22 protein-coding genes are annotated in these 24739 nt (G+C 71.2%); 6 read left to right on the top strand and 16 right to left on the bottom strand.

What is annotated here, in order from left to right; genetic code table 11:
• Nucleotides 1–7: 7 nt before the first annotated feature.
• The 14 genes from hpnH to ACFWEP_RS12610 all read right to left on the bottom strand — a co-directional run bounded on the left by hpnH (nucleotide 8) and on the right by ACFWEP_RS12610 (nucleotide 15854).
• Nucleotides 8–1027, bottom strand: a complete 1020-nt coding sequence (hpnH, locus tag ACFWEP_RS12545; RefSeq protein ID WP_266712087.1) for an adenosyl-hopene transferase HpnH — start codon at nucleotides 1025–1027, stop codon at nucleotides 8–10.
• Between the two features lie 5 nt (nucleotides 1028–1032).
• Entirely contained in the window at nucleotides 1033–1680 is a 648-nt protein-coding gene (locus tag ACFWEP_RS12550) for a 1-hydroxy-2-methyl-2-butenyl 4-diphosphate reductase (RefSeq protein ID WP_387369239.1), read from the bottom strand.
• Nucleotides 1680–3677, bottom strand: a complete 1998-nt coding sequence (gene shc, locus ACFWEP_RS12555) for a squalene--hopene cyclase (protein ID WP_387369241.1) — start codon at nucleotides 3675–3677, stop codon at nucleotides 1680–1682. Before shc ends, ACFWEP_RS12550 begins: the two co-directional genes overlap by 1 nt.
• Before the next feature lie 104 nt (nucleotides 3678–3781).
• A complete protein-coding gene (locus ACFWEP_RS12560) occupies nucleotides 3782–4885 on the bottom strand; it encodes a polyprenyl synthetase family protein (protein ID WP_387369243.1) in 1104 nt (367 codons plus the stop codon).
• The gene (hpnE, locus tag ACFWEP_RS12565) at nucleotides 4882–6270 is read right to left on the bottom strand and encodes a hydroxysqualene dehydroxylase HpnE (protein ID WP_387369245.1); all 1389 of its coding nucleotides are present in this window, start codon (nucleotides 6268–6270) and stop codon (nucleotides 4882–4884) included. Before hpnE ends, ACFWEP_RS12560 begins: the two co-directional genes overlap by 4 nt.
• Before the next feature lie 100 nt (nucleotides 6271–6370).
• Nucleotides 6371–7324 carry a presqualene diphosphate synthase HpnD gene (hpnD, locus tag ACFWEP_RS12570; protein ID WP_387369247.1) on the bottom strand — a complete coding sequence of 318 codons (954 nt, stop codon included), beginning with the start codon at nucleotides 7322–7324 and terminating at the stop codon, nucleotides 6371–6373.
• Nucleotides 7321–8229 (bottom strand): squalene synthase HpnC, encoded by a 909-nt coding sequence (hpnC, locus tag ACFWEP_RS12575; RefSeq protein ID WP_387369249.1) that lies wholly within the window; start codon nucleotides 8227–8229, stop codon nucleotides 7321–7323. Before hpnC ends, hpnD begins: the two co-directional genes overlap by 4 nt.
• Before the next feature lie 432 nt (nucleotides 8230–8661).
• Complete coding sequence (locus ACFWEP_RS12580) at nucleotides 8662–9447, bottom strand: ABC transporter ATP-binding protein (RefSeq protein ID WP_387369251.1); 786 nt, start codon at nucleotides 9445–9447, stop codon at nucleotides 8662–8664.
• Nucleotides 9440–10369 carry an ABC transporter permease gene (locus ACFWEP_RS12585; RefSeq protein WP_387369253.1) on the bottom strand — a complete coding sequence of 310 codons (930 nt, stop codon included), beginning with the start codon at nucleotides 10367–10369 and terminating at the stop codon, nucleotides 9440–9442. The genes ACFWEP_RS12580 and ACFWEP_RS12585 overlap by 8 nt, the downstream gene beginning before the upstream one ends.
• Before the next feature lie 268 nt (nucleotides 10370–10637).
• Entirely contained in the window at nucleotides 10638–11510 is an 873-nt protein-coding gene (locus ACFWEP_RS12590; protein ID WP_387369255.1) for a glycosyltransferase family 2 protein, read from the bottom strand.
• Nucleotides 11511–11517: 7 nt separating this feature from the next.
• Nucleotides 11518–12297 carry a CDP-alcohol phosphatidyltransferase family protein gene (locus ACFWEP_RS12595; protein WP_327179180.1) on the bottom strand — a complete coding sequence of 260 codons (780 nt, stop codon included), beginning with the start codon at nucleotides 12295–12297 and terminating at the stop codon, nucleotides 11518–11520.
• On the bottom strand, nucleotides 12275–13336 hold the full coding sequence (locus ACFWEP_RS12600; protein ID WP_387369258.1) for an iron-containing alcohol dehydrogenase family protein: 1062 nt from the start codon (nucleotides 13334–13336) through the stop codon (nucleotides 12275–12277). The genes ACFWEP_RS12595 and ACFWEP_RS12600 overlap by 23 nt, the downstream gene beginning before the upstream one ends.
• Complete coding sequence (locus ACFWEP_RS12605; protein WP_387369260.1) at nucleotides 13324–14058, bottom strand: sugar phosphate nucleotidyltransferase; 735 nt, start codon at nucleotides 14056–14058, stop codon at nucleotides 13324–13326. Before ACFWEP_RS12605 ends, ACFWEP_RS12600 begins: the two co-directional genes overlap by 13 nt.
• Complete coding sequence (locus ACFWEP_RS12610) at nucleotides 14055–15854, bottom strand: DUF5941 domain-containing protein (protein ID WP_387369276.1); 1800 nt, start codon at nucleotides 15852–15854, stop codon at nucleotides 14055–14057. The genes ACFWEP_RS12605 and ACFWEP_RS12610 overlap by 4 nt, the downstream gene beginning before the upstream one ends.
• 312 nt (nucleotides 15855–16166) lie before the next feature.
• Here ACFWEP_RS12610 and galE point away from each other — a divergent pair, with 312 nt between their 5' ends.
• The 3 genes from galE (at nucleotide 16167) to idi (ending at nucleotide 19020) form a co-directional block, all read left to right on the top strand.
• Nucleotides 16167–17150, top strand: coding sequence for a UDP-glucose 4-epimerase GalE (galE, locus tag ACFWEP_RS12615; protein ID WP_387369262.1), 984 nt, complete (start codon nucleotides 16167–16169; stop codon nucleotides 17148–17150).
• 194 nt (nucleotides 17151–17344) lie between these two features.
• Nucleotides 17345–18277 carry a cation diffusion facilitator family transporter gene (locus ACFWEP_RS12620; RefSeq protein WP_387369278.1) on the top strand — a complete coding sequence of 311 codons (933 nt, stop codon included), beginning with the start codon at nucleotides 17345–17347 and terminating at the stop codon, nucleotides 18275–18277.
• 149 nt (nucleotides 18278–18426) lie between these two features.
• Nucleotides 18427–19020: an isopentenyl-diphosphate Delta-isomerase gene (gene idi, locus ACFWEP_RS12625; RefSeq protein ID WP_387369264.1), complete on the top strand. Its 594-nt coding sequence runs from the start codon at nucleotides 18427–18429 to the stop codon at nucleotides 19018–19020.
• Nucleotides 19021–19099: 79 nt separating this feature from the next.
• Here the strand turns inward: idi and ACFWEP_RS12630 are convergent, their stop codons facing one another.
• Both ACFWEP_RS12630 and ACFWEP_RS12635 read right to left on the bottom strand, forming a co-directional pair.
• A complete protein-coding gene (locus ACFWEP_RS12630) occupies nucleotides 19100–19555 on the bottom strand; it encodes an ATP-binding protein (RefSeq protein ID WP_387369266.1) in 456 nt (151 codons plus the stop codon).
• Between the two features lie 153 nt (nucleotides 19556–19708).
• Nucleotides 19709–20335 (bottom strand): DUF308 domain-containing protein, encoded by a 627-nt coding sequence (locus ACFWEP_RS12635; RefSeq protein WP_387369268.1) that lies wholly within the window; start codon nucleotides 20333–20335, stop codon nucleotides 19709–19711.
• 81 nt (nucleotides 20336–20416) lie between these two features.
• Between ACFWEP_RS12635 and ACFWEP_RS12640 the strand changes: the two genes are divergently transcribed.
• The 3 genes from ACFWEP_RS12640 (at nucleotide 20417) to ACFWEP_RS12650 (ending at nucleotide 24729) form a co-directional block, all read left to right on the top strand.
• Complete coding sequence (locus ACFWEP_RS12640; protein WP_387369270.1) at nucleotides 20417–21169, top strand: enoyl-CoA hydratase/isomerase family protein; 753 nt, start codon at nucleotides 20417–20419, stop codon at nucleotides 21167–21169.
• 78 nt (nucleotides 21170–21247) lie between these two features.
• Nucleotides 21248–22111 (top strand): hypothetical protein, encoded by an 864-nt coding sequence (locus ACFWEP_RS12645; protein ID WP_387369272.1) that lies wholly within the window; start codon nucleotides 21248–21250, stop codon nucleotides 22109–22111.
• A gap of 203 nt (nucleotides 22112–22314) precedes the next feature.
• Entirely contained in the window at nucleotides 22315–24729 is a 2415-nt protein-coding gene (locus ACFWEP_RS12650) for a Tex family protein (protein WP_387369274.1), read from the top strand.
• Nucleotides 24730–24739 lie beyond the last annotated feature (10 nt).

Below are 24739 nucleotides of genomic sequence, written 5' to 3' on the forward strand. Positions count from 1 at the left end.
CCTCGGATTACCGGTTGCCCGTGACCGTCTCCCTGGCCGCGCGCAGTGATTCCTTGAGCGAGCCCATCGTGGCGAGCACGGCGGTGGGTTCGTAGCCGCAGTGCGCCATGCAGTTGGCGCAGCGCGGGTCCTTGCCGCGGCCGTACTTGTCCCAGTCGGTCTCCTCGATGAGCTGCCGGTACGTGGGGACGTATCCGTCGCTCATCAGATAGCAGGGGCGCTGCCAGCCGAAGAGCGAGTAGTTCGGGATGGCCCACGCGGTGCAGGGGAAGTCCGCCTTGCCTTCCAGGAAGTCGAGGAAGAGCGGCGAGTGGTTGAGCCGCCAGCGGGCCCGGTTGCCGCCCGCGAACGTCTTCTTGAAGAGCTCGCGGGTCTGTTCCACGCCGAGGAAGTGCTCCTGGTCGGGCGCCTTCTCGTAGGCGTACGCCGGGGAGATCATCATCTCGTCGACCTGAAGGTCGTCGTTGAGGTAGTTGAGGACCTCGATGATGGTCTGCGGGGTGTCGGTGTTGAAGAAGGTGGAGTTGGTGGTGACCCGGAAACCACGTCTCTTGGCTTCCTTGATCGCCGCGACCGCCTCGTCGAACACACCTTCCTTGGCCACGGATTCGTCGTGCCGCTCGCGCAGCCCGTCGATGTGGACCGCGAAGGCGAAATACCGGGAGGGGGTGAACTTCTCGATCTTCTTGCGCAGCAGCATGGCGTTGGTGCAGAGGAAAACGTACTTCTTCTTGGCCACCAACTGCCGGACGATCTCATCGATCTGAGGGTGCATCAACGGTTCTCCACCGGCGATGGAGACCATCGGGGCACCGGATTCGAGGACGGCTCCGACCGCCTGGGCGACCGGCATGCGCTGCTTGAGCACTCCGGCCGGGTGCTGGATCTTCCCGCAGCCTTCGCAGGCGAGATTGCAGGCGAACAGCGGCTCCAGCTCGACGATCAGCGGGAACTTCTCACGCTTGCGGATCTTCTGTTCGGCAAGGTACGTCGCCACCTTGATGGTTTGGCGGAGCGGCATGGCCATCTGGCTCACCTCCGGGGGAGCAACAAAGATCGGTGCCATTCATGGAAAGCAGGCAGGACGGCACGAAGAACGCGGAAAGCCGATATTCCACCGCGTACCGTGGCAACCCGGACGAGCTCATGCTCTGGAGCGTCCACGACCACCCGTACGGCCGCAACCGGGCGTGGTCCATGACGCAGAGCGGTACAGAGGGTCGCCGCGGACTCCATGTCCACGGCGATGGCCCCGGTCTCCGCGAGGGCCGCCCGCTCGGCGCCCCTCACGACGTGGTCGGAGCCGGTCAGGGGGCCGGTGTGCACGGTCCGGCCGGGAAACATTCGGGACACCGCGTCCACCAGCACGGATACGCCGTCGCAGGCGGTGTTCCCGTGCGCGGACCTGGTCTCCTCGGCGACGACCAGATCACCCGGGTGCATCCCGGGCGCGAGGCCGGCGCAGAAGCCCGAGGCGACGACGGCGGCGCCGCGCATCTCCTCCCGGACCAGGGCGCGCCCGAGCGCGGTCTCGGCCGCCTTCGGCCCCATCCCCGTCCGCAGCACGGTGACGGGGCCGCCGCCGCGCGGACCGCTCCGCAGGGCGAACTGCTCGATGCCGAGCGCGCAGGCGACGAGCAGCGAAGGCGGCGCGGTGCCGGGGGGCCGCGGCCCGCCCATCAGATCCCCGCCGGGCTCGCGACCCGGGCCGCGAGGGGGTCACCGTGCACGTAGCGCCCGAGCGCGGTGAGAGGGAAGACCTGACGGTAGAGGTGGTAGTTGATGGAGAAGTCCCAGGGAAAGCCGGTCCCGGTGAAGTACGGCTCGTCCCAGGACCCGTCCTCCTGCTGGGTCCGGGTCAAGAAGTTGATCCCCCGGACGGTGGCGGGGTTCTCGCGCTCTCCGGCGGCCAGCAGGGCGAGCAGGGCCCAGGCGGTCTGCGAAGCGGTCGACTCGCCCCGGCCGATCCACTTGCTGTCCTGGTAGGAGCGCAGGTCCTCGCCCCAGCCGCCGTCGTCGTTCTGGACGGAGTCGAGCCATGCCACGGCCCTGCGGACGGCGAGGTGGGAGCCGGGCAGCCCGGCGGCGATCAGCGCCGGCACCACCGACCCGGTGCCGTACACGTAGTTGACGCCCCAACGGCCGAACCAGGCCCCGCTCGCGTCCTGTTCGGCGAGCAGCCAGTCCACTCCGCGGCGGGCGCCCGGATCACCGGCACGCCCCTCGTAGGCCATCATCTCCACGACGTGGCCGGTGACGTCGGCGGAGGGCGGGTCGATCACCTCGCCGAAGTCGCAGAACGGCAGCCTGTTGGGGAACGGGCTGGTGTTGTCGGCGTCGAAGGCGCCCCAGGCTCCCCCGCGCGACTGCATGCCGACCGTCCAGCGCACCCCGCGCTCGATGGCGGCCTCGACCCTGGCGGGTTCGGGGTGGCGGACCCGGCGCAGCGCGAGGACGACCTCGGCGGTGTCGTCGATGTCCGGGTAGTTGTCGTTGTGGAACTCGAACGCCCAGCCTCCTGGCTGGAGTTGAGGCCTGCGTACGGTCCAGTCTCCCGGCCGTACGATCTCCTCGGCGAGCATCCAGTCGGCCGCCTTGACCAGCGCCGGGTGGTCCGGGGAGACCCCTGCGTCGGCGAGCGCGATGACGGCCAGGCAGGTGTCCCACACCGGCGACTGGCACGCCTCGATCATGCGCGCGCCGTCCGGGCGCCGTACGGCGAACCGGTCCAGCGACGCGAGCCCGGCACGCATCACCGGGTGGTCGAGGTCGTAGCCGAGCAGATGGAGGGCGATCACGGAGTAGACGGCGGGGGGCTGGATGCCGCCCCAGCAGCCGTCGCTCTCCTGGCGTTCGATGATCCACCGGGCGGCGGCGTTCATCGCGATCCGGCGCAGCCGGCGCGGTGCGACCCGGTGGTAGAGGTGCAGCGCCTTGTCCAGCCGCTGGAAGACGCCGTCCCAGCTCACCGGCGAGGCCTTGCGCACGGGCGGGTTGGGACGGGACGGGTCGGTGTGCAGTTCGTCGAGGGAGAACGGAGCCGGCCGTACGGGCCGCTTCGCCGAGACGATGGTCAGCGGAACAATGGTCTGGCGGGCCCAGCAGCCGAAGTCATAGATATTGAGAGGTGCCCAGGAAGGAAAGAACATCAGCTCGGGTGGCAGTTCCGGGAGGTCGTCCCACTTCCACCAGCCGAAGAGGGCGAGCCAGATCCGGGTGAACACGCGGGAGGCGGCGATGCCGCCCTGGTCCCGCACCCAGGCGGCGGCCCTGGCCATGTGCGGCTCGTCCGGCCGGTCGCCGGCCAGCCGGAGTGCCACGTACGCCTCGATGGTGGCGGAGAGGTCGCTCGGACCGCCGTAGAAGGTGGCCCAGGTACCGTCGCCGAGTTGCTCGCCGCGGACGAAGAGCGCGGCGGCCTTGAGAGTGTCGGGGTCCTGGATACCGAGGAACTGGCGCAGCAGCAGGTCTTCCGCGTCCATGGTGACGTTGGTGGCCAGGTCCCCCTTCCACCAGCCCTGCTCGTCCTGTCTGCCGAGGAGATGCTCGACGGAGCGTTCCGCGGCCCGCCGGGCGGCGGCCAGTACGTCGTCCGCCCTGATGGTTGTGTCGGTCGGATCGCCCGGGACCGTGCGAGGGTGCGCAGCCCCGGTGCTTCCGTCGGTCGTCGCTGTCATGGCTTCCCCTTCGTGCAGTTCGGTCCTCTGCTGTGCTGGGGTCTCCGTCGGCCGGTGCCCCGAGGGACACCGGCCGGCGACTGCGAGTCATATACGAATGGTGATCATCTCTTTCGGACGACGACGAAATCGGCGAGCGCGGTGAGCTGCGCCCGTACTTCACTCGGCATGTCGACACCGTTCAGCGCCTCGATGGCGACGGCGTGCTGACGGCGGGCTTCCTGGGCGGTCCACTCACGGCCGCCCGCCTCCTCGATGAGTGCCGCGCGGGCGGCGAACTCCTCTTCGGAGAAGCTGTCGAAGTCGCTGCTCTTGGCATCGGCGGACAGCAGTGCACCGAGCCGTTCGGAGGCCGGACCGCCCGCGGCGAGTGCGGCGACCACCGGCAGCGACTTCTTGCGCTGGCGCAGGTCGCTCCAGGTCTGCTTGCCGGTGGACTCCGGGTCGCCCCAGATGCCGAGCAGGTCGTCGACGGCCTGGAAGGCGAGGCCCAGGTGGTAGCCGTAGGACTCCAGGATGTCGGCGGTGCGGTCGTCGGCGCCGCCGAGCACCGCGCCGATGGAGACGGCGCAGGCGAGGAGGGCGCCGGTCTTGTTGCCCTCCATCTCCAGGCACTCCTCGACGGTGACCCGTTCGCGGTGCTCGTAGGAGATGTCCTGCGCCTGGCCGTCGATGAGCTTGCGCGTGGCGGTGGTCAGGCGGCGCGCCGCGCGCCCCGCCTCGACGGTGCCGAGCTCCAGGAGGAGCTCGTTGGCCAGCGCGAACAGCGCGTCGCCGACGAGGATCGCCTGGGCCGGACCGTGCACCTTCCAGACCGTGTCGCGGTGGCGGCGCTGCTCGTCGCCGTCCATCAGGTCGTCGTGCAGCAGCGAGAAGTTGTGCACGAGTTCGACCGCCACCGCGCCGGGAATGCCGGCTTCGGCGGGGGCGCCGGCCGCTTCGGCCGACAGCAGTGCGAGCGCGGGGCGCACGGCTTTGCCGCCGTCTCCCGCGGCGGGCTGCCCGTCGGCGTCGATCCAGCCGAAGTGGTAGGCGGCGACGGTGTCCATGGGCGGCGCGAGCCGGTCCACGGCAGCCCGCAGCACCGGCGCTGACAGGGCCCGTCCGCGCTCCAGAAGCGCGGTGACGTCCGTGGTGTCCGCCACGGTGTCGAAAGCCGGATTCGCCGGGGTCACTGACTCTCCTCTTGTTCCGGTGGTACTGCTCATGCCGCCTCCTGCAGCGGATGTCCATGGGGGCTCCTGAGCCCCTGGAGCGCTGTTGTGGCGGCGGTTGTTCCACTGCGGACGGCGCCCTCCATGGTGGCGGGCCACCCCGTCGCCGTCCACGCGCCCGCCAAGGCGAGTCCCGGCAGTCCCGTACGGGCTCCGGGGCGGAGCCGGCCGGTGCCGGGGGCCGGCGCGAAGGTCGCGGTGCGCTCGCGGGTGACGAAGAAGTCGCGGATGCCCGCTCCCCTCGCCGCCGGGAAGAGCCGCTCCAGTTCGGGCAGGTAGCGGGCGCGCAGTTCGGCGACGGGCAGGTCGATCTCGTCCCCGGCGGCCGACTGCGACAGCGCGACGTACTGGCCGCCGCCCCGGAGCCCGGAGGGTTCGGTGCGGTCGAAGACCCACTGGACCGGCGAACCGATCGCGGCGAAGAACGGCCGGCGCAGCACCTTGCGGTCGTAGACGACGTGGACGTTGAGAATGGGGGCGTCCTCGATGGCGAGCAGCCGGTCCTGGTCCTCGATGGCTCCGGCGGGCAGCAGGGCGTGGGTCTCCCGCTGCGGGAGGGCGAGAACGACGACGTCGGCCTCGATCCGCTCGCTCTCGGTCTCCACCGTCCAGGTGCCGTCCTCGGCCCGGGCGAGCGAGGTCGCCTTGGCGCGCAGTTCGGTGCGCACTCCGGCGGAGTCGAGGGCCTTGCGGGCGAGGGTGTCGTGGAGTTCGCCGAGCGGTACTGCCGCCCACCCGATGTCGGCGGCCGCGGGCTCGGAGAGCAGACCGGTCTTGAAGACCATCGCGGCGAGCGCCATCGAGGCGTTCTCGGCGGTCGCGTTCAGGGTGGCGACCCCGACGAGGTCCCAGAGGGCTTCGATCGCCCTCGGGGACTGGCCGTACCGGCGGAGCCAGTCGGCGAAGCTGACGGTGTCCAGCGCGGGGTCGGCCGGGTCGAGCCGGCCGAGCGCGAGTGCGGCCCGGCCCACGCCCGCCTTGTCGGCGAGCGAGAGGTGCGGGTAGGCGGCCAGCCCGCCGGCGAGGTGCAGCGGTACGGGCAGGTCGGTGCGCCGGAGCCGCCCGAGGCGGGGCCCGGCGGGCCGGCCCACGTCGAGCACGGGTACGTCGAGGCGGTCCTGGATCGGTGCCAGGTGGGCTGCTCCGATCCGGTCGAGGAACCAGCGGTATCCGGTGCAGCAGCGCAGGTAGACGTGCTGTCCGTTGTCGACCGTCAGGTCGCCGCGGCGGAAGGAGAAGGCGAGGCCGCCGAGCCGGGGACGGCCTTCGAGGAGGGTCACGTCGAGCCCCGCGTCGGCGAGGCGAAGGGCGGAGGTGATGCCGGCGAGGCCGCCGCCGACGACCACGGCGCGCGCGGGCAGCGGTGCGGTGCCGGTCATGCCTCGCCCTCCTGTCGGGTCGTCGACCACAGAATCGTCCCAGGGAAGGACGTCGTCGGCCAGTGGAAGGTTGCCCGGTACACGGGCCCGCTGGAGTGGGTCACGGGCGGCCCGTCCTCGTCAGACGCGAGACGTGCCGCGCGTCGAGTCCGGAGAGACCGCGGACCGCCACGTACGCCTTCTCGTGACCGGGCAGGGAGACCCTGCCGCGCAGGACGGCCCCGGGGTCGCGCTCGATGCGGTCCAGGAGGCGGCGGTAGATCCCGGCCATCGCGGCGACGCAGGCTCCGCTGCGACGGTCCAGCATCGGCAGCAGCCGGTACCCCTCGGCGAAGAGCGCGCGGGCCCTGCGGACCTCGAAGTGGATGAGGCCCGCGAAGTCGGAGCCGGCCGGCGCGGTGGCGCGGCGGAAGCCCTCGGAGCAGCCGAATTTGGCGAGATCGTCGGCGGGCAGGTAGGTGCGGCCGTTACCGGCGTCCTCGCGCACGTCGCGCAGGATGTTGGTGAGCTGGAGGGCGAGCCCGAGGGTGTCGGCGTACTCGGCGGCACGGTCGGCTCCGGGCGCGCCGGGCTCCGTGCCGAAGACACCGAGGCTGAGGCGGCCGATGGCTCCGGCGACGCAGCGGCAGTAGGTCCGCAGGTCGTCCCAGGTCTCGTACGTCGCTCCGCGCACGTCCATCAGTACGCCGTCGATCAGTTCGTCGAGCCCGCCCAGCGGCAGCGGGAAGCGCCGGGCGGCGTCGGCGAGCGCGACGGCGACCGGGTCGGTGTCGTCCTCCTCGACCTTGCCCTCGCGGACCCGGCCGAGCAGTTCGCGGGTGCTCTCCAGCCGCGTCTTCTTCGTCCCTGGGTCGAGTTCGCCGTCGCCGATGTCGTCGACCCGGCGGGAGAAGGCGTACAGCGCGGACATCGCCTGCCGCTTCTCGGACGGAAGCAGCCTGATGCCGTAGGCGAAGTTACGTGCTTGCTGACCCGTGACGGCCTCGCAGTAGCTGTATGCCGCCGCTACCGGTGCCGACATGGACGTCGTCTGTCCCTCCACTTTCGGAGTCATCCCTCTCTTCGCGCACTTCGCAAGACAACTGCCACTTCGCGCAGCAGGCTGGGCTTCGTGGGCTTGGGCGGGCCGGGCAGTACGTCGAAGCCGGCCGCCGTGATCGAGTCGAGGGCCGCCCGCCCTCCGGCGACGAATCCGGCGAGCAGCAGTCGGAGCCTGCCCTGGACGCTACCCACCAGCGGGGTGCCTTCATCCAGCAGTTCCCGGGCACGGGCCGCCTCGTAGGCGATCAGGGCGCGCACCGACGCGCCGGCGGTCGGCGCGGCCAGGTCGGCCTCGGTCACGCGGAAGCGCGCCATGTCCTCGGCGGGCAGGTAGATCCGGTCGCGACCGAGGTCCTCGGTGACGTCCTGGAGGTGCTCGGCGATCTGCAGCGCGGTGCAGACGGCGTCCGAGCGGCGTACCCGCTCCGGGCTGGTGGTTCCGGTGAGGGCGAGGACGAGCCTGCCGACCGGGTTGGCGGAGAGCTCGCAGTACGCGAGGAGTTCGTCCCAGGTCGCGTAGCGACGGACCTTCTGGTCCTGCCGGTTGGCCTCGATCAGCCCGAGGAACGGCTCGGGCGTGAGCGCGCGACGGCGCACGGTGGGGCGCAGGGCGAGCAGCAGGGGGTGGCGGGGATCTTCCCCGTCGGTGGAGAAGACGCGGCGCAGGTCCGCCTCGAAGGCGTCGAGCATGGCGAGCCGGTCGTCGCTCCGTCCGGGCTCCAGGCCCAGGTGGCGGGCGTCGGCGCCGCCGGGGGCGAGGTCGCCGTCACCGATGTCGTCGACGAGCCGGGCGTATCCGTAGACCGCCATCAGGTCGTCGCGCCAGGCGCGGGGCAGGAAGAAGGGAGCCACGGGAAAGTTCTCGTCCGCGGCCTTGTCGAGCGTGGCGACCGGGGGCGCCTGACGGGTACGGGTCACGTCGTACCGCCCGGCGCGGGGACGGCGAAACCACGTCGGAGCTGGAGATTGTCCGTCATTGCCGTCACATCTCCCGTTCTACACTGCTGACCCAAAACATCCCTTTTCGGACACGCCGCCCGACCTGCCGAGTGCCCCGGCGCACCCTGGTCGCGTGCTGTGGGCGTATCGGCACACTTGCCGCGAATCAGCACCGGTACAGCTTACGTTGTACGGCTCACACGGCATCGACCGGGTGTTGCGCGCCGTCGCTCCCGGCTCCCGGACACCCAACCTTCCACGGTGCCCGGACACTTGGCATCGTCCGCCAGGTGGAGAAGCGATCTCCGGCTACCACCACAGGCGGACGGGCCGGACACCCCGGGCGACCCGCCGGGCGAAGCGTTTCGCCCGGCGTCACCCGCGGCATCCGGCCCGCGGTCCCCGGACCGGTTACTTGCCGGTCTCCCGCTCGTAGGCCCGGAGGACTTCCTCCGTCGGGCCGTCCATGAGGAGCTCGCCCTTTTCCAGCCACAGGACCCGGTCGCAGGTGTCTCGGATCGACCCGTTGTTGTGGCTGACCAGGAAGACCGTGCCGGCCTCCTTGCGCAGCTCGCGGATGCGTTCCTCGGAACGGACGCGGAACTTCCGGTCACCGGTCGCCAGCGCCTCGTCGATCATGAGGACGTCGTGATTCTTGGCCGCCGCGATGGAGAACCGCAGGCGGGCCGCCATGCCGGAGGAGTAGGTCCGCATGGGAAGAGTGATGAAGTCGCCCTTCTCGTTGATCCCGGAGAAGTCCACGATGCCGTCGTAGCGGGAGCGGATCTCCTCGCGGGTCATCCCCATGGCGAGTCCACCGAGCACGACGTTGCGCTCGCCGGTGAGGTCGTTCATCAGGGCGGCGTTCACGCCGAGGAGCGAGGGCTGGCCGTCCGTGTAGACCCGGCCCTTCTCGGTCGGCAGCAGGCCGGCGATGGCGCGCAGCAGCGTCGACTTGCCGGAACCGTTGGTGCCGATGAGACCGATGGCCTCGCCCCGGTAGGCGGTGAAGCTGACCCCGCGCACGGCGTGGACCTTGCGGATACCGCGGGGCTCCCCCTTGCCGCGGCGGACCATGCGGCTGAGGGCGGCGGTCGCGCTGCCCCTGCCGCCGCCTCCGCCGTTGACGCGGTACACGATGTGGACGCCGTCCGCGATGACGGTGGGGACCCGCCCCTGAGTGTTGTCGTCAGCCACGGCCGTACCGTTCCTCTGCCTTCCAGAAGTACACGAAGCCCAAGGCGCCCACCACGAGCGCCCAGGCGGTGGCGACGGCCCAGACGTGGGCCGGGAGGTTCTCCGCGCCGTAGCCGTCGATGAGGGCGAAGCGGACCAGGTCCATGTAGACGGCCGCGGGGTTGTACTGGAGCACGTTGGCGATCCACTGCGGCTTGTCCTGGAGCATCACCGTGATGGAGAACATGACGCCGGACGCGTACATCCAGGTGCGCATCACGAACGGCATCAGCTGCGCCAGGTCGGGGGTCTTGCTCCCGAGGCGGGCCATGACCATCGCCAGACCGGTGTTGAAGCAGAACTGGAGGACCAGGGCGGGGATCACCAGCAGCCACGAGAGAGTGGGGTAGCTGCCGAACGCCACGGCGACCGCCACCAGCACGATCATCGAGAACAGCAGCTGCTGGAGCTGCTGGAGGGAGAACGAGATCGGCAGCGAGGCCCGGGGGAAGTGCAGGGCCCGCACCAGGCCGAGGTTGCCGGAGATCGCGCGGACACCCGCCATGACCGAGCTCTGGGTGAACGTGAAGACGAAGACGCCGGTCACGAGGAACGGGATGAAGACGTCCTGGCTCATCCCCTTCCGCGTGCCGAGGATCAGGCCGAAGATCAGGTAGTAGACCAGCGCGTTCAGCAGCGGGGTGGCCACCTGCCACAACTGGCCGAGCTTGGCCTGGCTGTACTGAGCGGTCAGCTTCGCCCGGGAGAACGCCATGATGAAGTGGCGGCGGCCCCAGAGCTGGCGGACGTAGGCGATCAGCCCCGGCCGGGCCCCGCTCACGGTGAGGCCGTACTTCTCGGCCAGCTGCGCCGGGCTCAGCCCCTCGTCGGCCGACGGCGGGACGCTCATGGCGACCAGCCCGTCATGCGTTGTGTCACTCACAGATGGAAACTCTCGTCTTCGATCCACGCGGCCGGTGAAGGAGCGCGGCGCAGGCGGACAGGACCCGGAAAGGAATGCATACGGATCCCATGGTCTCAGAACCAGTCGGTCGGCCTTTGATCGGGCGGCCACGCCCTGGCACGCACGCTTCCCGCGTTGCCGGAACGTCCCCGTGGCTCCGCCACGAGGCCATCCCGCCGCCTTGGAGTCGCACGCACCGGACCCGTCCACGACCGTTCGAAGGCCACCCGACAGGTCTCGGAGCCGGTCAGATCACCGGGGGACGGCCCAGTTTCGTCAGCCGCCAGACCGTGCGCCACCTCATGGGGCGCCGGGGGCCGCAGGGTGTCGCCCATCCTTCGCGGAAACCGCCGGACCACGCCTTGAGGGCGGGCAGCGAGGGGCGCCGCACCAGAGTGAGCAGAACCCATGTGCCCAGGTAGACCGGGACAAGCGGGGCGGGAAGGTTGCGGCGGGCGAGCCAGACCCTGTTGCGGGCCACCATCCGGTGGTAGACGGCGTGCCGGGAGGGTGCGGTGGCGGGATGGCTGAGCACCATGTCGGCGCGGTAGTCGATCAGCCACCCCGCGTCGAGCGCCCGCCAGGCGAGGTCGGTCTCCTCGTGGGCGTAGAAGAACGCGTCGGGCAGCCCGCCGACCTCGGCGAGCACGGCGGTGCGTACCGCGTTGGCGCCGCCGAGGAAGGTCGTCACCCGGGAGGAGCGCATCGGATCCGAGGCGCGCAGCCGGGGGACGTGCCGTCGCTGGGTGACCCCGGTCTCGGGGTCGGCGATGCGGAAGCTGACGATGCCGAGCTCCGGGTCCTCGGCGAAGGCCCGGCGGCAGAGTTCGGCGGTGTCGGTCCGCGGGAGGCGGCCGTCGTCGTCGAGGAAGAGCAGCACGTCGACATCGGTGCCGCCGGGGCCGAATGCCTCGATGCCGACGTTGCGGCCGCCGGGGATGCCGAGGTTCTCGGGGAGTTCCACGGTCCGGACGCCTTCGGGGACGTCCGGTACGGGGGCACCGTTGCCGACGACCACAACCTCGATCCGGTCGCCGTCCTGGGCGGCGACCGAATCGAGGAGGGCGCGCAGCTCCATGGGCCGGTTGCCCATGGTGATGATGACCGCGCCGAGTTTCATGGGGTTCTCACTTCAGACGGCTGGACGCCAGGATCGACACCAGGTGCAGAACGGTCTGGAGCAGGGCGATGCCCGCGAGGACCGCGACCGCGAGACGGGTGAAGAAGAGATCGTCCCTGATCATGTCGGCGATGGCGGCGGCCAGGACGACCAGGGACGCCTCGACACCGAGGATCAGGCGGTGGAACTTGAGCGCTCCGGCGGCGCGGCGGGCGAACGCCATGCCCGACGAGCGGGGCTCGGACGCGGCTTCCTTGACGGGCGGCAGCCCGCCCTGGTGGCGCGCCACTCCGACGAGGTCGGTCTCCGCCTTGATCAGGATGGCGCCGAGGGCGGCGAGGGTGCCGAGGAACGCCCAGAGCCAGTCGATCCGACCGGTGCCGAACATGTCGGCGGCTCGGAGGCCGAGCCCGACGAGTACGGCGGCGTCGCACAGGTAGGCGCCGACCCGGTCGAGGTAGACCCCGCCCAGCGAGAACTGCTTCTTCCAGCGCGCCACCTCACCGTCGACGCAGTCGAGCAGCAGGTAGAGCTGCACCATGACCACGCCCAGCACCGCTCCCGGTATGCCGGGGACGAGCAGCGCCGGCGCGGCGAGCACGCCCGCCACCGTCATGACGTAGGTCAGCTGGTTGGGGGTGATCCGGGTGTTCACCAGGTGCCGGTCGATGCGCAAGGAGATCTCGCGCATGTAGAGCCGCCCTCCCCAGTGCTCACCACTGCGCCGGTCCTTCACGCCCGGGGGGTGCACGACCGGACGGAGTTCAGCTACGGATGGCTTTTGCATAGTCGGCGTACGCGTCCCTGATCTGGTCGGTGGACAGGTTGAGGTGCTCCAGGATCGTGAAACGTCCCGGGCGCGTCCGAGGGGCGAAGTCGACCACCTCGACGAACTCGTCGGCGGTGAAGCCGATCTCCTCCGGCAGCACGGGCAGGCCGTGGCGGCGGAAGACGACTGCCATCTGCTGCGACTGGTCAACGGCGCCGCGCAGGTGCATGGCGAAGCAGGCGCCGAGGCCGACCTGCTCTCCGTGGCTGGCGGCGCGCGCGGGGTGCAGCAGGTCGAAGGCGTGGTTGATCTCGTGGCAGGCTCCGGAGGCGGGGCGCGAGTCGCCGGCGACCGCCATCGAGATGCCGGTCAGCACCAGGCCCTCGGCCAGTACCTTGAGGAATTCGTCGTCGGCGATGCCACCGGGGTGGCGCAGGACCGCCTCGCCCGCCTGGCGTGCCATGGCGGCGGCGAGCCCGTCGACCTCTTCGCCGTTGACCCGCTGGGCAAGTTCCCAGTCGGCGACGCAGGAGATGTTGGAGACGGCGTCCCCGATCCCGGACCGGATGTACCGGGCCGGTGCCCGGCGGACCACGTCGAGGTCGATCACGACGGCGATCGGCGTGGGCACACCGTAGGAGCCGCGGCCGTTGTCGTTGTCCAGGGTGGCGACCGGCGAGCAGAGGCCGTCGTGCGAGAGGTTGGTGGCCACGGCGACCAGGGGGAGCCCGACGCGTGCGGCGGCGTACTTCGCCACGTCGATGATCTTGCCGCCGCCGAGGCCGACCACGGCGTCGTACCGGTTGCCCTTGATCCCGTTGGCGAGCCGCACGGCGGAGTCGATCGTACCGTCGCTCACGGAGTACCAGTCCGCTCCGGGCAGGAGCGGCGCGAGCCGGTCCTTCAGAGCGCGGCCGGAGCCGTCACTGATCGCGATGGCCAGCTTGCCCGAGGTCGAGATCCGCTGGTCGTGCAGGACCCCCGCCAGGTCGTCCATCGCGCCTCGGCGGATGTCGACGACCAGCGGGGAGGGGATGAGCCGGGTCAGTACTGGCACGCGATCTCACGGCCCTTCGCGAGGTCCGCGTGGTTGTCGATCTCCACCCAGGTCACCTCGCCGATGGGGGCGACGTCGACGGTGAAGCCGCGGTTGACCAGCTCCTGGTAGCCGTCCTCGTAGTAGAGGTCGGGGTCGCGCTCGAACGTCGCCTTCAGGGCGTCGGCGAGCTCCTCGGCGGCCTCGGGCTCGATCAGGGTCACGCCGATGTACTCGCCGGTGGCCGTCGCCGGGTCCATCAGCTTGGTGATCCGCGAGACGCCCTTCTCGTCGGTGATGACCTTCATCTCCTCGTCGGCGAGGCTCTTCACCGTGTCGAGGGCGAGGATGATCCGGCGGCCTTCGCCGCGCGCCGCGAGCAGGGTCTCTTCGACGGAGACGGGGTGCACGGTGTCGCCGTTGGCGAGGATCACGCCGCGCGCCAGCACCTCACGGGCGCACCACAGGGAGTAGGCGTTGTTCCACTCCTCGGCCTTGTCGTTGTCGACCAGGGTGATCGAGAGGCCGTACGTGGCCTCCAGCTCGGCCTTGCGGGCGTACACGGCCTCCTTGCGGTAGCCGACGACGATCGCGACCTCGGTCAGACCGACCGCGGCGAAGTTGGCCAGGGTCAGGTCGAGCACGGTCTTCTCCCCGTCCACCGGCACGAGTGCCTTGGGGAGGGTGTCCGTGTAGGGGCGCAGACGTCGTCCTGCACCGGCTGCCAGCACGAGGCCGATCATGCGAGTTCTCCTTCGTCGTGTACGGCGGGGGCCGAGGAGGACACCCAGAACCGGATGGATTCCGCGGTCACCACCAGAGCCACGGCCGCGGCGAGCGCGGTGAGGGCCGTGGTGAAGCTGGTACGGGTGCCGAGTACGGCGGCGAACAGGGCCACCACGAGGGTGCGGCCCTCGTGCCCGAGGACGGTGCGGACCAGCCACTGCGGCGGGGCTCCAGTGCCGCCCCGGATCCGGTACACCGTGTCGTAATGATGGTAGGCGACCGCCGCGACCAGACCGAATGCTGCGGGAACGGCGTGCGGTACGCCACTGCGGGCAGCCAGGGCCAGCACCGTGCAGTACTCGGCCGCCCGGAAGAAGGGGGGGACGAGCCAGTCGAGCGCGCCCTTGAGGGGGCGGGACACGGCGAGTCCTCCGAGGAGCGTGTACACCCCGGCGGCGGCCACCGGCCACCAGCTGCCGAAGGGGGCGAGGAGGGCCGTCGCGAGCATCGCGCCGCTGCCCACCAGGGCCAGCAGCGGCGCGGTGAAGCCGCCGCCCGGACGGCGGACCGCGGCCGCCACGGCCTGGGCGAGGGGGCCGGAGTCTGCGAGGTCGGCCAGGGCGCGTGCGGCGCGGTCGGTGCGCCGCGCCTTGCGGGTGAGCGAACGGAGCAGCCGGCCGGCCGTGGTGTAGCAGGCGGCCAGCGAGCAGCCGACGAGCAGGGCGTAGAAGACGATCCGGGGCGAGGTGACCGCGGTCAGCACGGCGATCATGGCCCAGCGCTCACCGATGGGGAGCACGATCATCCGGCGCAGCCAGACCGTCCAGCCGACGCTGTCGAGCCGGTCGGAGAGGGCGGCGGTGGGGCTGGTGTTGGAGACCGCGTCGTGGTTGGCCTCGTTGAAGGAGAAGTCGACGACGTGCCGGCACGCCTGGAGCACCATGGCGCCGAGCGCGAGGGCCCACACGTCGTCGCTGTCGCCGCCCGCCATGTGCGAGGCGCCGATCGCGAGGCCCGCGTAGTAGGCGTACTCCTTGGCGCGGTCGAAGGTGGCGTCGAGCCACGCGCCCATCGTCGAGTACTGCAGGGAGTAGCGGGCGAGCTGCCCGTCGGTGCAGTCGAGGACGAAGGAGAAGAGGAGCAGCAGCCCGGCGGCCATGAATCCGGGCCGGGTACCGGTCGCCGCGCAGCCGGCCGCGACGAGCGCGGTGATCAGCGAGGCGGTGGTGACCTGGTTCGGGGTGAGTCCGCGTCGCGCGCACCAGCGGGCGATGTAGCGGGAGTACGGGCTGATGAAGTGGGTGGTGAAGAAGCCGTCGTGCGCCTTCACCGCGCTGCGCAGCCGTACCGCCTCGTCGTCCACGGCCGCGACGGCCGCCCGGGCCTCGGCCCGCTCCTCGGGGGTGGTGGGGACGGTGGCGGTGAGCGAACCGAGTTCGGGGCGCTGCACGGCCGTCCCCTCGGCCTCCAGGGCGAGCGCGATGCGGCCCGGGATCGTGCGGTCCTTTGTGCGGTCCGGTGCGCCGACCTCGGCCACCGGCCGTCCGGCGCCGACCGCGGCGGCGGTGCGGTCCATCGCGCGCAGCAGTGCTGCCCGCGCGTCGGACTGCACCGTCAGCGCGCCGGGGACACCGGCTGCGGCGAAGCGGGGATCGGTCAGTCCGAGGCGCAGGGCGTGGACGTGGCCGACGAAACGGGGGTCCACGAGGGCGACGCGGTGGCCCGCGGGAACGTCCCTGAGGAGTGCGGCGGCTTCACCGGCGTCGGCGGCCGGACGGACGTCGAAGCCGAGGGCGCGCAGGTCGTCCTCGATCGACGAACCGGCTACCGGCACACCGGTGAGAATGGCGGTCGACAGACGAACTCACTCCTTGGATCCGGGCATGGACGGGCACGCGGTGCGGCCCGGAAACGGGCCGGCGAGCCTGCGGCACATCGGCAGAGGCTATCGGATGAACAGAAGGTTGAGTTCACTGCCCATTTATGCTCTGTTCGGGTCAGTCCTGCACCCCGTTCGCCGCTTAGTGATCATCCTCCTCGATCGGCCCCCCGCGCGACAAACCCCGGTGCGACCGCCGAGGGACACCGCCCGGGGAACGACCGCACACCGTCTAGGCTGATCGGCATGACGTGGCTGATCACTGGCGGTGCGGGATACATCGGGGCACACGTGGCGAGGGCCATGGTCGCCTCCGGCGAGAAGGCAGTCGTGCTCGACGACCTGTCCACGGGCGTGGCCGAGCGGCTCCCGGCGGACATCGAACTGGTACGGGGGTCCTCCTCGGACCGCGCGGTGGTGGACCGGCTGCTGGCCGGCCACGCGGTCACGGGTGTGGTGCACCTCGCGGGGAAGAAGCGGGTGGACGAGTCGGTCGAGCGTCCGCTGATGTACTACCGGGAGAACGTCGCCGGGCTCGGCGTCCTGCTGGAGGCCTCCGCCGCGGCGGGTGTCCGCTCCTTCGTCTTCTCCTCCTCCGCCGCCGTCTACGGCGTGCCCGAGGCCGACGTGATCACCGAGGACACCTGCTGCGCGCCGATCAGCCCGTACGGCGAGACCAAGCTCGCGGGCGAGTGGCTGGTACGTGCCACGGGCCGCGCCCACGGGATGTCCACGGCCTGCCTGCGCTACTTCAACGTGGCGGGCGCCGCCGAGCCGCTTCTCGCGGACACCGGGGCCTTCAACGTGATCCCGATGTTCTTCGACCGGCTGACGCGCGGCGAGGCGCCCCGCATCTTCGGGGCGGAGTACCCCACCCCGGACGGCACCTGCGTCCGGGACTACATCCACGTCGCCGACCTCGCCGACGCGCACCTGGCGGTCGCGCGCCATCTGGCGGACCGGGACGCTCCCGGCGACCTGACGGTGAACGTCGGACGCGGCGAGGGCGTCTCGGTGCGCGAGCTCGCCTCCCTGGTGGCCGAGGTGACCGGGAACCGTACGGAACCGGTCGTGGAGGCCCCCCGCGCGGGTGACGCCGCGAAGTCGGTGGCCTCGGCGGCACGGATCGCGGAGGAGCTCGGCTGGTCGGCGCGCCGGGGGGCGCGGGAGATGGTGGAGTCCGCGTGGGAGGGCTGGCTGCTGCACCATCCGAAGGCCGGTCACCGATAACAACCCCTCGCACATTTGTGCAGGTCAGAGCAGACGACAACGGTGTTCAACACCGTGTTGCCCGATACCCCCCGCCCGTAGTTCACTGGGCTTCGTCGGGCGGCGACGGCCCGAGGGCTGTTCCGCATTTCCTGCCGCACCCGCCAGGAAGTGCGGGACAACCCTGAGCCTTACCACCGTCTGGAGGCATGCGCATGGGGGCCGGCCACGACCACGGTCACACGCACGGCACACCCGCGACGGCTTCGGCCGCGTACCTGGGGCGGCTCAGGATCGCCCTGGGGATCACCCTCGGCGTGATGGTCATGGAGGTCGTCGGCGGCGTGCTCGCCGACTCGCTCGCCCTGATCGCCGACGCCGCCCACGTGGCGACGGACGGGCTGGGCCTGGGCATGGCCCTGCTCGCCATCCACTTCGCCAACCGGCCGGCGGGACCGAACCGCACCTTCGGGTTCGCCCGTGCCGAGATCCTGGCCGCACTGGCCAACTGTCTCCTGCTGCTCGGCGTCGGCGGTTTCCTGGTCTTCGAGGCGGTCGACCGCTTCATCACCCCGGCGGACACCCGCGGCGGCCTGGCCATCGCCTTCGCCTCCGTGGGCCTGATCGCCAATCTGGTCTCGCTCACCCTGCTGATGGGCGGACAGAAGGACAGCCTCAACGTCCGGGGGGCCTATCTGGAGGTGCTCGCGGACACCCTCGGCTCGGTCACCGTCCTCGTCGCGGCGGGCGTCATCCTCGCCACCGGCTGGCAGGCGGCCGACCCGATCGCCTCCCTGGTGATCGGTCTGATGATCGTCCCCCGTACGGTGAAGCTGCTGCGCGAGACCGTCAACGTGCTGCTGGAGTCCGCACCGAAGGGGGTGGACATGGCGGAGGTACGCGCCCACATCACCGCCCTGCCCGGAGTGCTGGACGTCCACGACCTGCACGCCTGGACGATCACCTCCGGCATGCCGGTTCTCTCGGCCCACGTCGTCGTCCACCAGGAGATGCTGGACTCCATCGGACACGAGAAACTCCTCCACGATCTTCAGGGCTGCGTCGGCGGCCACTTCGACGTGGAGCACTGCACCTTCCAGCTGGAACCGAGCGGACACGCCGCCCACGAGGCGCGGCTCTGCAGGTGACGACGGGGAGTCCCCGCGCGTCCGCCCGGCTCGCGCGGGGGCTGACATGCCCGGACCCGAAGTACGGACAAGCGGCATTTGTGGGGCAGACTTGACCGGACTCCAGGGGTCCGGGCGCACAAGGCCGGGAACCAAAGCGAAGGATGGGTATGCCGACCACACCAGCCACCGCGACGCACAGCTCGTCGAACGGCTCCGCAGAAGCGATCATGCTCGAACTGGTCGACGAGAGCGGCACCACCATCGGCACCGCGGAGAAGCTCGCCGCCCATCAGGCGCCCGGCCGGCTGCACCGCGCCTTCTCTGTCTTCCTCTTCGACGAGCAGGGACGTCTGCTGCTCCAGCGCCGCGCGCTCGGCAAGTACCACTCCCCCGGCGTGTGGTCCAACACCTGCTGCGGCCACCCCTACCCGGGTGAGGCCCCCTTCGCCGCCGCCGCCCGGCGTACGTACGAGGAGCTGGGCATCTCGCCGTCCCTGATGGCGGCGGCCGGGACCGTGCGCTACAACCACCCGGACCCCGCGTCGGGCCTGGTGGAGCAGGAGTTCAACCACCTGTACGTCGGCCTGGCCCAGGACACCCCGGCGCCCGACCCCGAGGAGGTCGGCGAGACGGTGTTCGTGACCGCCGCGGAACTGGCCGAGCGGCATGCCGCGGGACCGTTCTCCGCGTGGTTCATGACGGTTCTGGACGCGGCCCGGCCGGCGATCCGTGAGCTGACGGGACCCTCCGCAGGCTGGTGAAGGCGCGCCCGGGTCGGACGGGGGCGGCGGGCGGTTCCCGGGAGGGGGCCCGCGGCCCCGCCGACAGGGGCGGGACGGGTCAGAGCGGAGTCCTCAGCGGGAGCACCGCCCAGATGATCTTCCCGCCGGTCGCGGTGTGCTCCACGTCGCACGTACCGCCCGCCTCGGCGGTGATCTCCTTCACGAGAAGCAGCCCGCGGCCGCCCGTCTGGGCGTGGTCGGTCTCCAGCGCGGTGGGGCGGTAGGGGTGGTTGTCCTCGACCGAGACCCTGATCCAGTCGGCGCCGATCGCCACCTCCACCGCCAGTTCGGGCGAGAGGAGGGCCGCGTGCTTGACGGCGTTGGTCGCCAGCTCCGAGACGATCAGCAGCAGCCCCTGGAGGATGTCGTCCTCCACGGGTACGCCCTGCCTGCCGACCAGGTCACGTACCGCGTGCCGGGCCTGCGGAACCGAGACGTCGACGGCGGGGGCGGTGAAGCGCCACACCCCCTCGTACGGCACGGGACGGGCCGGAACACTCCCGCGGCTCTCCATGATCCGGCACCCGCTCTCGGTTCGCGTATCTCTGACCACTGTCCGTTGACTGACGAGTGTCGAGAACCTCGGAGCTCAGGTCCGGCCACTGACAAGAAGTGGGCACCTATCGACTCGTATTGACCGACTACGTAATACGGCGTCGCATGTGGACTACTTCTCGCCACCTTCTGGGGCAATATTCGGCCTACTCCCGTCGCCGTCTCCGTCCGCCGCCATCTGCTCGGTGACCAGCCCGACGACCTGGCGGCCTCCCACGCCGATCGCGATCAGGCCCAGTCCGTCGAAAAGCAGCGAGAGCGAGAAGAAGAGCCCGAGGACGTACCGGCTGCTGTGCGGCCAGTCGAAGAGCACCAGCAGGCCCAGCAGCAGGCCGAAGGCGCCCTGCAGCAGCGTCCAGCCGAACTGTGGTCCACGCACCACGACCGAGCCGACGAGCCGGAACAGCCCCCCGGTGAGGAAGAGCAGGGCGGCGAACATGGTGAGCGCCTCGGCGCTGCCCCGCGGATCGTGGATCACGACCACCCCGGCCGCGATGTTCAGGGCCGCCACGACGAGGGCGAGCCAGAAGAACCTGCTGCCCCGGGACTGCACCGCGTGCGCCAGACCGACCAGGCCGCCGAAGAGCAGGAGCCAGCCGAAGAGCAGCATCGTGGTGAGCGTGGCCACGCCGGTGTGGACGAGACCCACGGCACCGGCGGCGACGAGCAGGACGCCGAGCACGACCAGCGTGCCGAAGCTGCGGTTGAGCTTCCTGCGCCGGCCCCGGGAATCGGCCATCGACAGCTCCTCGCGGTGCGTACGTACGCGGGCACCCCTGGTCGGATCATAGGAGCGAACGGTACGGATAGCATCCGGCGCATGGACCGCACCGAGCCACAGCTGGAACACACCGTCGCGGACGGGGTGGCGACCGTCGTGATCAGCAATCCCGCGAAACGGAACGCCATGACGGCCCCGATGTGGCGGGAGCTGCCCGTCCTGCTGGAACGGCTGGCGGCCGACGTCTCGGTACGGGTGCTGGTGCTCACGGGCGCGGGCGACACCTTCTGCGCGGGGGCGGACATCTCCTCCCTCCAGGAGCCCGGGAAGCTGACCTCGGAGCTCACGGTGGCAGCCGAGGAGGCGCTGGCCGCGTTCCCCCGGCCGACCCTCGCGGCCGTACGCGGCTTCTGCGTGGGAGGCGGCAGCCAGCTGGCGGCGGCCTGCGACCTCCGGTTCGCCGAGGAGGGAGCGCGGTTCGGCATCACCCCGGCCAAGCTGGGGATCGTCTACTCGTCCTCCTCGACCCGGCGGCTCGTCGGGCTGGTGGGTCCGGCGACCGCGAAGTACCTCCTCTTCTCCGGGGAACTGATCGGCACCGGGCGCGCCCTGCGCACGGGGCTGGTCGACGAGGTGCTGGCGCCGGCGGAGCTGGCCGGCCGGGTCGCGGAGTTCTGCCGCGTCCTGGCGTCCCGGTCCCAGCTGACCCAGGCGGCGGCGAAGGAGTTCGCCGCCGGCCGCACCGACCGGGACGCGTACTGGGCCGCGCAGGCGCGGACGAGCGAGGACACCGCGGAGGGCGTCAGCGCCTTCCTGGAGCGGCGGACACCGCGCTTCACCTGGACCACCTGACGTCCTGCGGCGCTCCGGCGCAGGCGGAAGCTCCGGCAGGGGTTCCCGCCATACCGACCAGTCGGTAATGTTCAGGCCATGAGTACTCTGCCGCCCCGCGCCGGCCGCCGCTGCCACAACGCCGTCAACCCGCTGCACTCCGCGCTCTTCTTCTCCCCGGACCTCTCCAGCGAGTTCGGCGCGCTGGGGATCGACGACCCCCGGGCCGCGTACTTCGCCGCCCGGGGCGCGGCCCTCGGGGCGGTCGGGGCCGGCGCGGTGACCTCGACCTTCTACAACTTCAGCCACGAACTGGTGACCCTGCACCTGCCTGCCATCTGGTCGGTCGCCTCCCCCGAGGCGGTGCTCGCCGCCAGGCTCCGCGCCGCCGACGCCACGCTCCGGCGCCTGCTCGGCGAGGAGATCATCGGCTCGTCCGAGATGGCGGAGGCCGCCGGCCTGGCGCTGCGGGCCGCCGAGGCGTGCACCCGCCACGCCCGGCCGCTGTACGCCGCCCACGCGGACCTGCCCGTGCCGGCCGAGCCGCACCTCGCGTTCTGGCACGCGGCCACGCTGCTGCGTGAGCACCGCGGCGACGGGCACCTCGCCGCGCTGCTCATCGCGGGCCTCGATCCGCTCGAAGCGCTGGTCAGCCACACCGCTACCGGCAAGGGCATGTCCCCGCGCTGGACCCTCGGCACCCGGGGCTGGCGCCGCGAGGACTGGGACGCGGCCTCCGCGCGGCTGCGCAAGCGCGGGCTGCTGGACGACGAGGGCTCCCTGACGGAGGCGGGCACCGCCCTGCGGGCGGAGCTGGAGGAGACGACGGACCGGCTGGACGAGGCGCCGTACGAGCACCTGGGCGCGGACGGGGTGGCCCGGCTGACCGAGCTGGGACGCGGATTCCTGTTCACCGCCGCCTCCGCGGGGGCGTTCCCCGAGGATCTGATCGGCAGGGGCTGAGCCCCCCGACGATTTCCGGCACGGGTTCCCGCCCGTCTTCGCGGAGGTCGCGCGACACGGCCCCCGGCCACCCGGCACAATGCAGGCGAAGGGGACCACCCCGAATGACGCCCGCCCCGGTTCGGAGCCCGCTCCGCACGGCGGGGCGGGCCGTCAGCAGAGCCAGCAGCACAGTAGTTACGAGAAGGCGAGCCGGGAACACCGTGACGACGTCCATCGAAGGCAGGATCGCCGAGGAACTCGGCGTACGTGAGCGACAGGTGACGGCAGCCGTCGCCTTGCTCGACGGCGGGTCGACCGTCCCGTTCATCGCGCGCTACCGCAAGGAAGCGACGGAGATGCTCGACGACGCGCAGCTGCGCACGCTGGAGGAGCGGCTGCGCTATCTGCGGGAGCTGGAGGGCCGCCGTTCCGCGATCCTCGAATCCGTCGCCGAGCAGGGCAAGCTCGACGAGGCCCTTGAGGCCCGTATCCGGGCGGCGGACACCAAGTCGCGCCTGGAGGACATCTATCTGCCGTTCAAGCCGAAGCGGCGGACGAAGGCGCAGATCGCCCGCGAGGCAGGTCTGGAACCTCTGGCCGACGGGCTGCTCGGTGACCCGTCCGTCGACCCGCTCGCCGCGGCGGCGGGGTTCGTGGACGCCGAGAAGGGGGTCGCGGACGGAGCCGCGGCGCTGGAGGGCGCCCGGTCGATCCTCGCCGAGCGCTTCTCCGAGGACGCCGACCTGACCGGCGAACTGCGCGAGCGGATGTGGACGCGCGGCCGGCTCGCGGCGAAGGTGCGTGCGGGCAAGGAGGAGGACGGATCGAAGTTCGCCGACTACTTCGACTTCACCGAGCCCTTCACCGCACTGCCCTCGCACCGCATTCTCGCCATGCTCCGGGGCGAGAAGGAGGACGTGCTCGATCTGGTGCTGGAGCCGGAGGAGCCCTCCCAGGAGCCCGGCCCGTCGGGGTACGAGAACATGGTCGCGCGCCGCTTCGGCATCGCGGACCGGGGACGGCCCGGCGACAAGTGGCTCGGCGACACGGTCCGCTGGGCCTGGCGGACCCGCATCCTGGTGCACCTCGGCATCGATCTGCGGCTGCGGCTGCGCACCGCGGCGGAGGATGAGGCGGTACGCGTCTTCGCCTCCAACCTCCGCGACTTGCTGCTGGCCGCTCCGGCGGGCACCCGGGCCACACTGGGGCTCGACCCCGGCTTCCGTACGGGCGTGAAGGTGGCGGTCGTCGACGCGACGGGCAAGGTGGTGGCGACCGACGTCATCCACCCGCACGTCCCGGCGAACCGGTGGGAGGAGTCACTGACGAAGCTGGAGCGGCTCTGCCGCACACACTCCGTCGACCTGATCGCGATCGGCAACGGCACGGCGTCCCGCGAGACGGACAAGCTGGCCGGTGAACTCTGCGACAAGCACCCGGAGTTGAAGCTCACGAAGGTGATGGTGTCGGAGGCGGGCGCCTCGGTGTACTCGGCGTCGGCCTTCGCCTCGCAGGAACTCCCGGACATGGACGTGTCGTTGCGCGGCGCGGTGTCGATCGCCCGGCGACTCCAGGACCCGCTGGCCGAGCTGGTGAAGATCGACCCGAAGTCGATCGGTGTCGGGCAGTACCAGCACGACCTCTCCGAGGTGAAGCTCTCCCGCTCCCTGGACGCGGTGGTCGAGGACTGTGTGAACGGGGTCGGCGTGGACGTCAACACCGCTTCCACACCGCTGCTTTCACGGGTTTCGGGGATCAGCTCCGGACTCGCCGAGAACATCGTCGCGCATCGGGACGCGCACGGCCCCTTCCGCTCCCGCAAGGGGCTCAAGGACGTGGCCCGGCTCGGCCCGAAGGCGTACGAGCAGTGCGCGGGCTTCCTCCGCATCCGGGGCGGGGACGACCCGCTGGACGGGTCGAGCGTGCACCCGGAGGCGTACCCGGTGGTACGCCGGATGGTGAAGACGGCGGGCACCGAGGTCGCTTCCCTCATCGGCAACACCGACGTGCTGCGGTCGCTGCGGGCCGACGCGTTCGTGGACGACACCTTCGGTCTGCCGACGGTGACCGACATCCTGAAGGAGCTGGAGAAGCCGGGCCGTGACCCGCGTCCGGCCTTCAAGACCGCCACCTTCAAGGAGGGCGTCGAGAAGATCGGCGACCTGGAGTCCGGGATGATCCTGGAGGGCGTGGTCACCAACGTCGCCGCGTTCGGCGCGTTCGTCGACATCGGCGTCCACCAGGACGGGCTGGTGCACGTGTCGGCGATGTCGAGGACCTTCGTGAAGGACCCGCGCGACGTCGTGAAGCCCGGGGACATCGTGAAGGTCAAGGTCATGGACGTCGACGTCCCACGCAAGCGGATCTCGCTGACGCTGCGGCTGGACGACGAGGCGGCGGCAGGCGGCCAGGGCGGCGGCAGGCGCGAGCGGGACACGGCACCGGGCCAGGGCGGCCGGCCTCCGCGCCAGCGCCAGTCGGACGGCGGCGGGCGCCGTCAGGGCGGTGAACGGCGCGGCAGCGGTACGGGCGGCGCCCGGCCCTCGGCGGCGCCCGCGCCCGCCAACAGCGCGATGGCGGACGCCTTGCGGCGCGCCGGCCTCACGGACCCGGGCCAGGGCGGCAGGAAGCGCTGACGGAGCACGC

Source organism: Streptomyces sp. NPDC060198 (assembly GCF_042728415.1).
GTDB lineage: Bacteria > Actinomycetota > Actinomycetes > Streptomycetales > Streptomycetaceae > Streptomyces.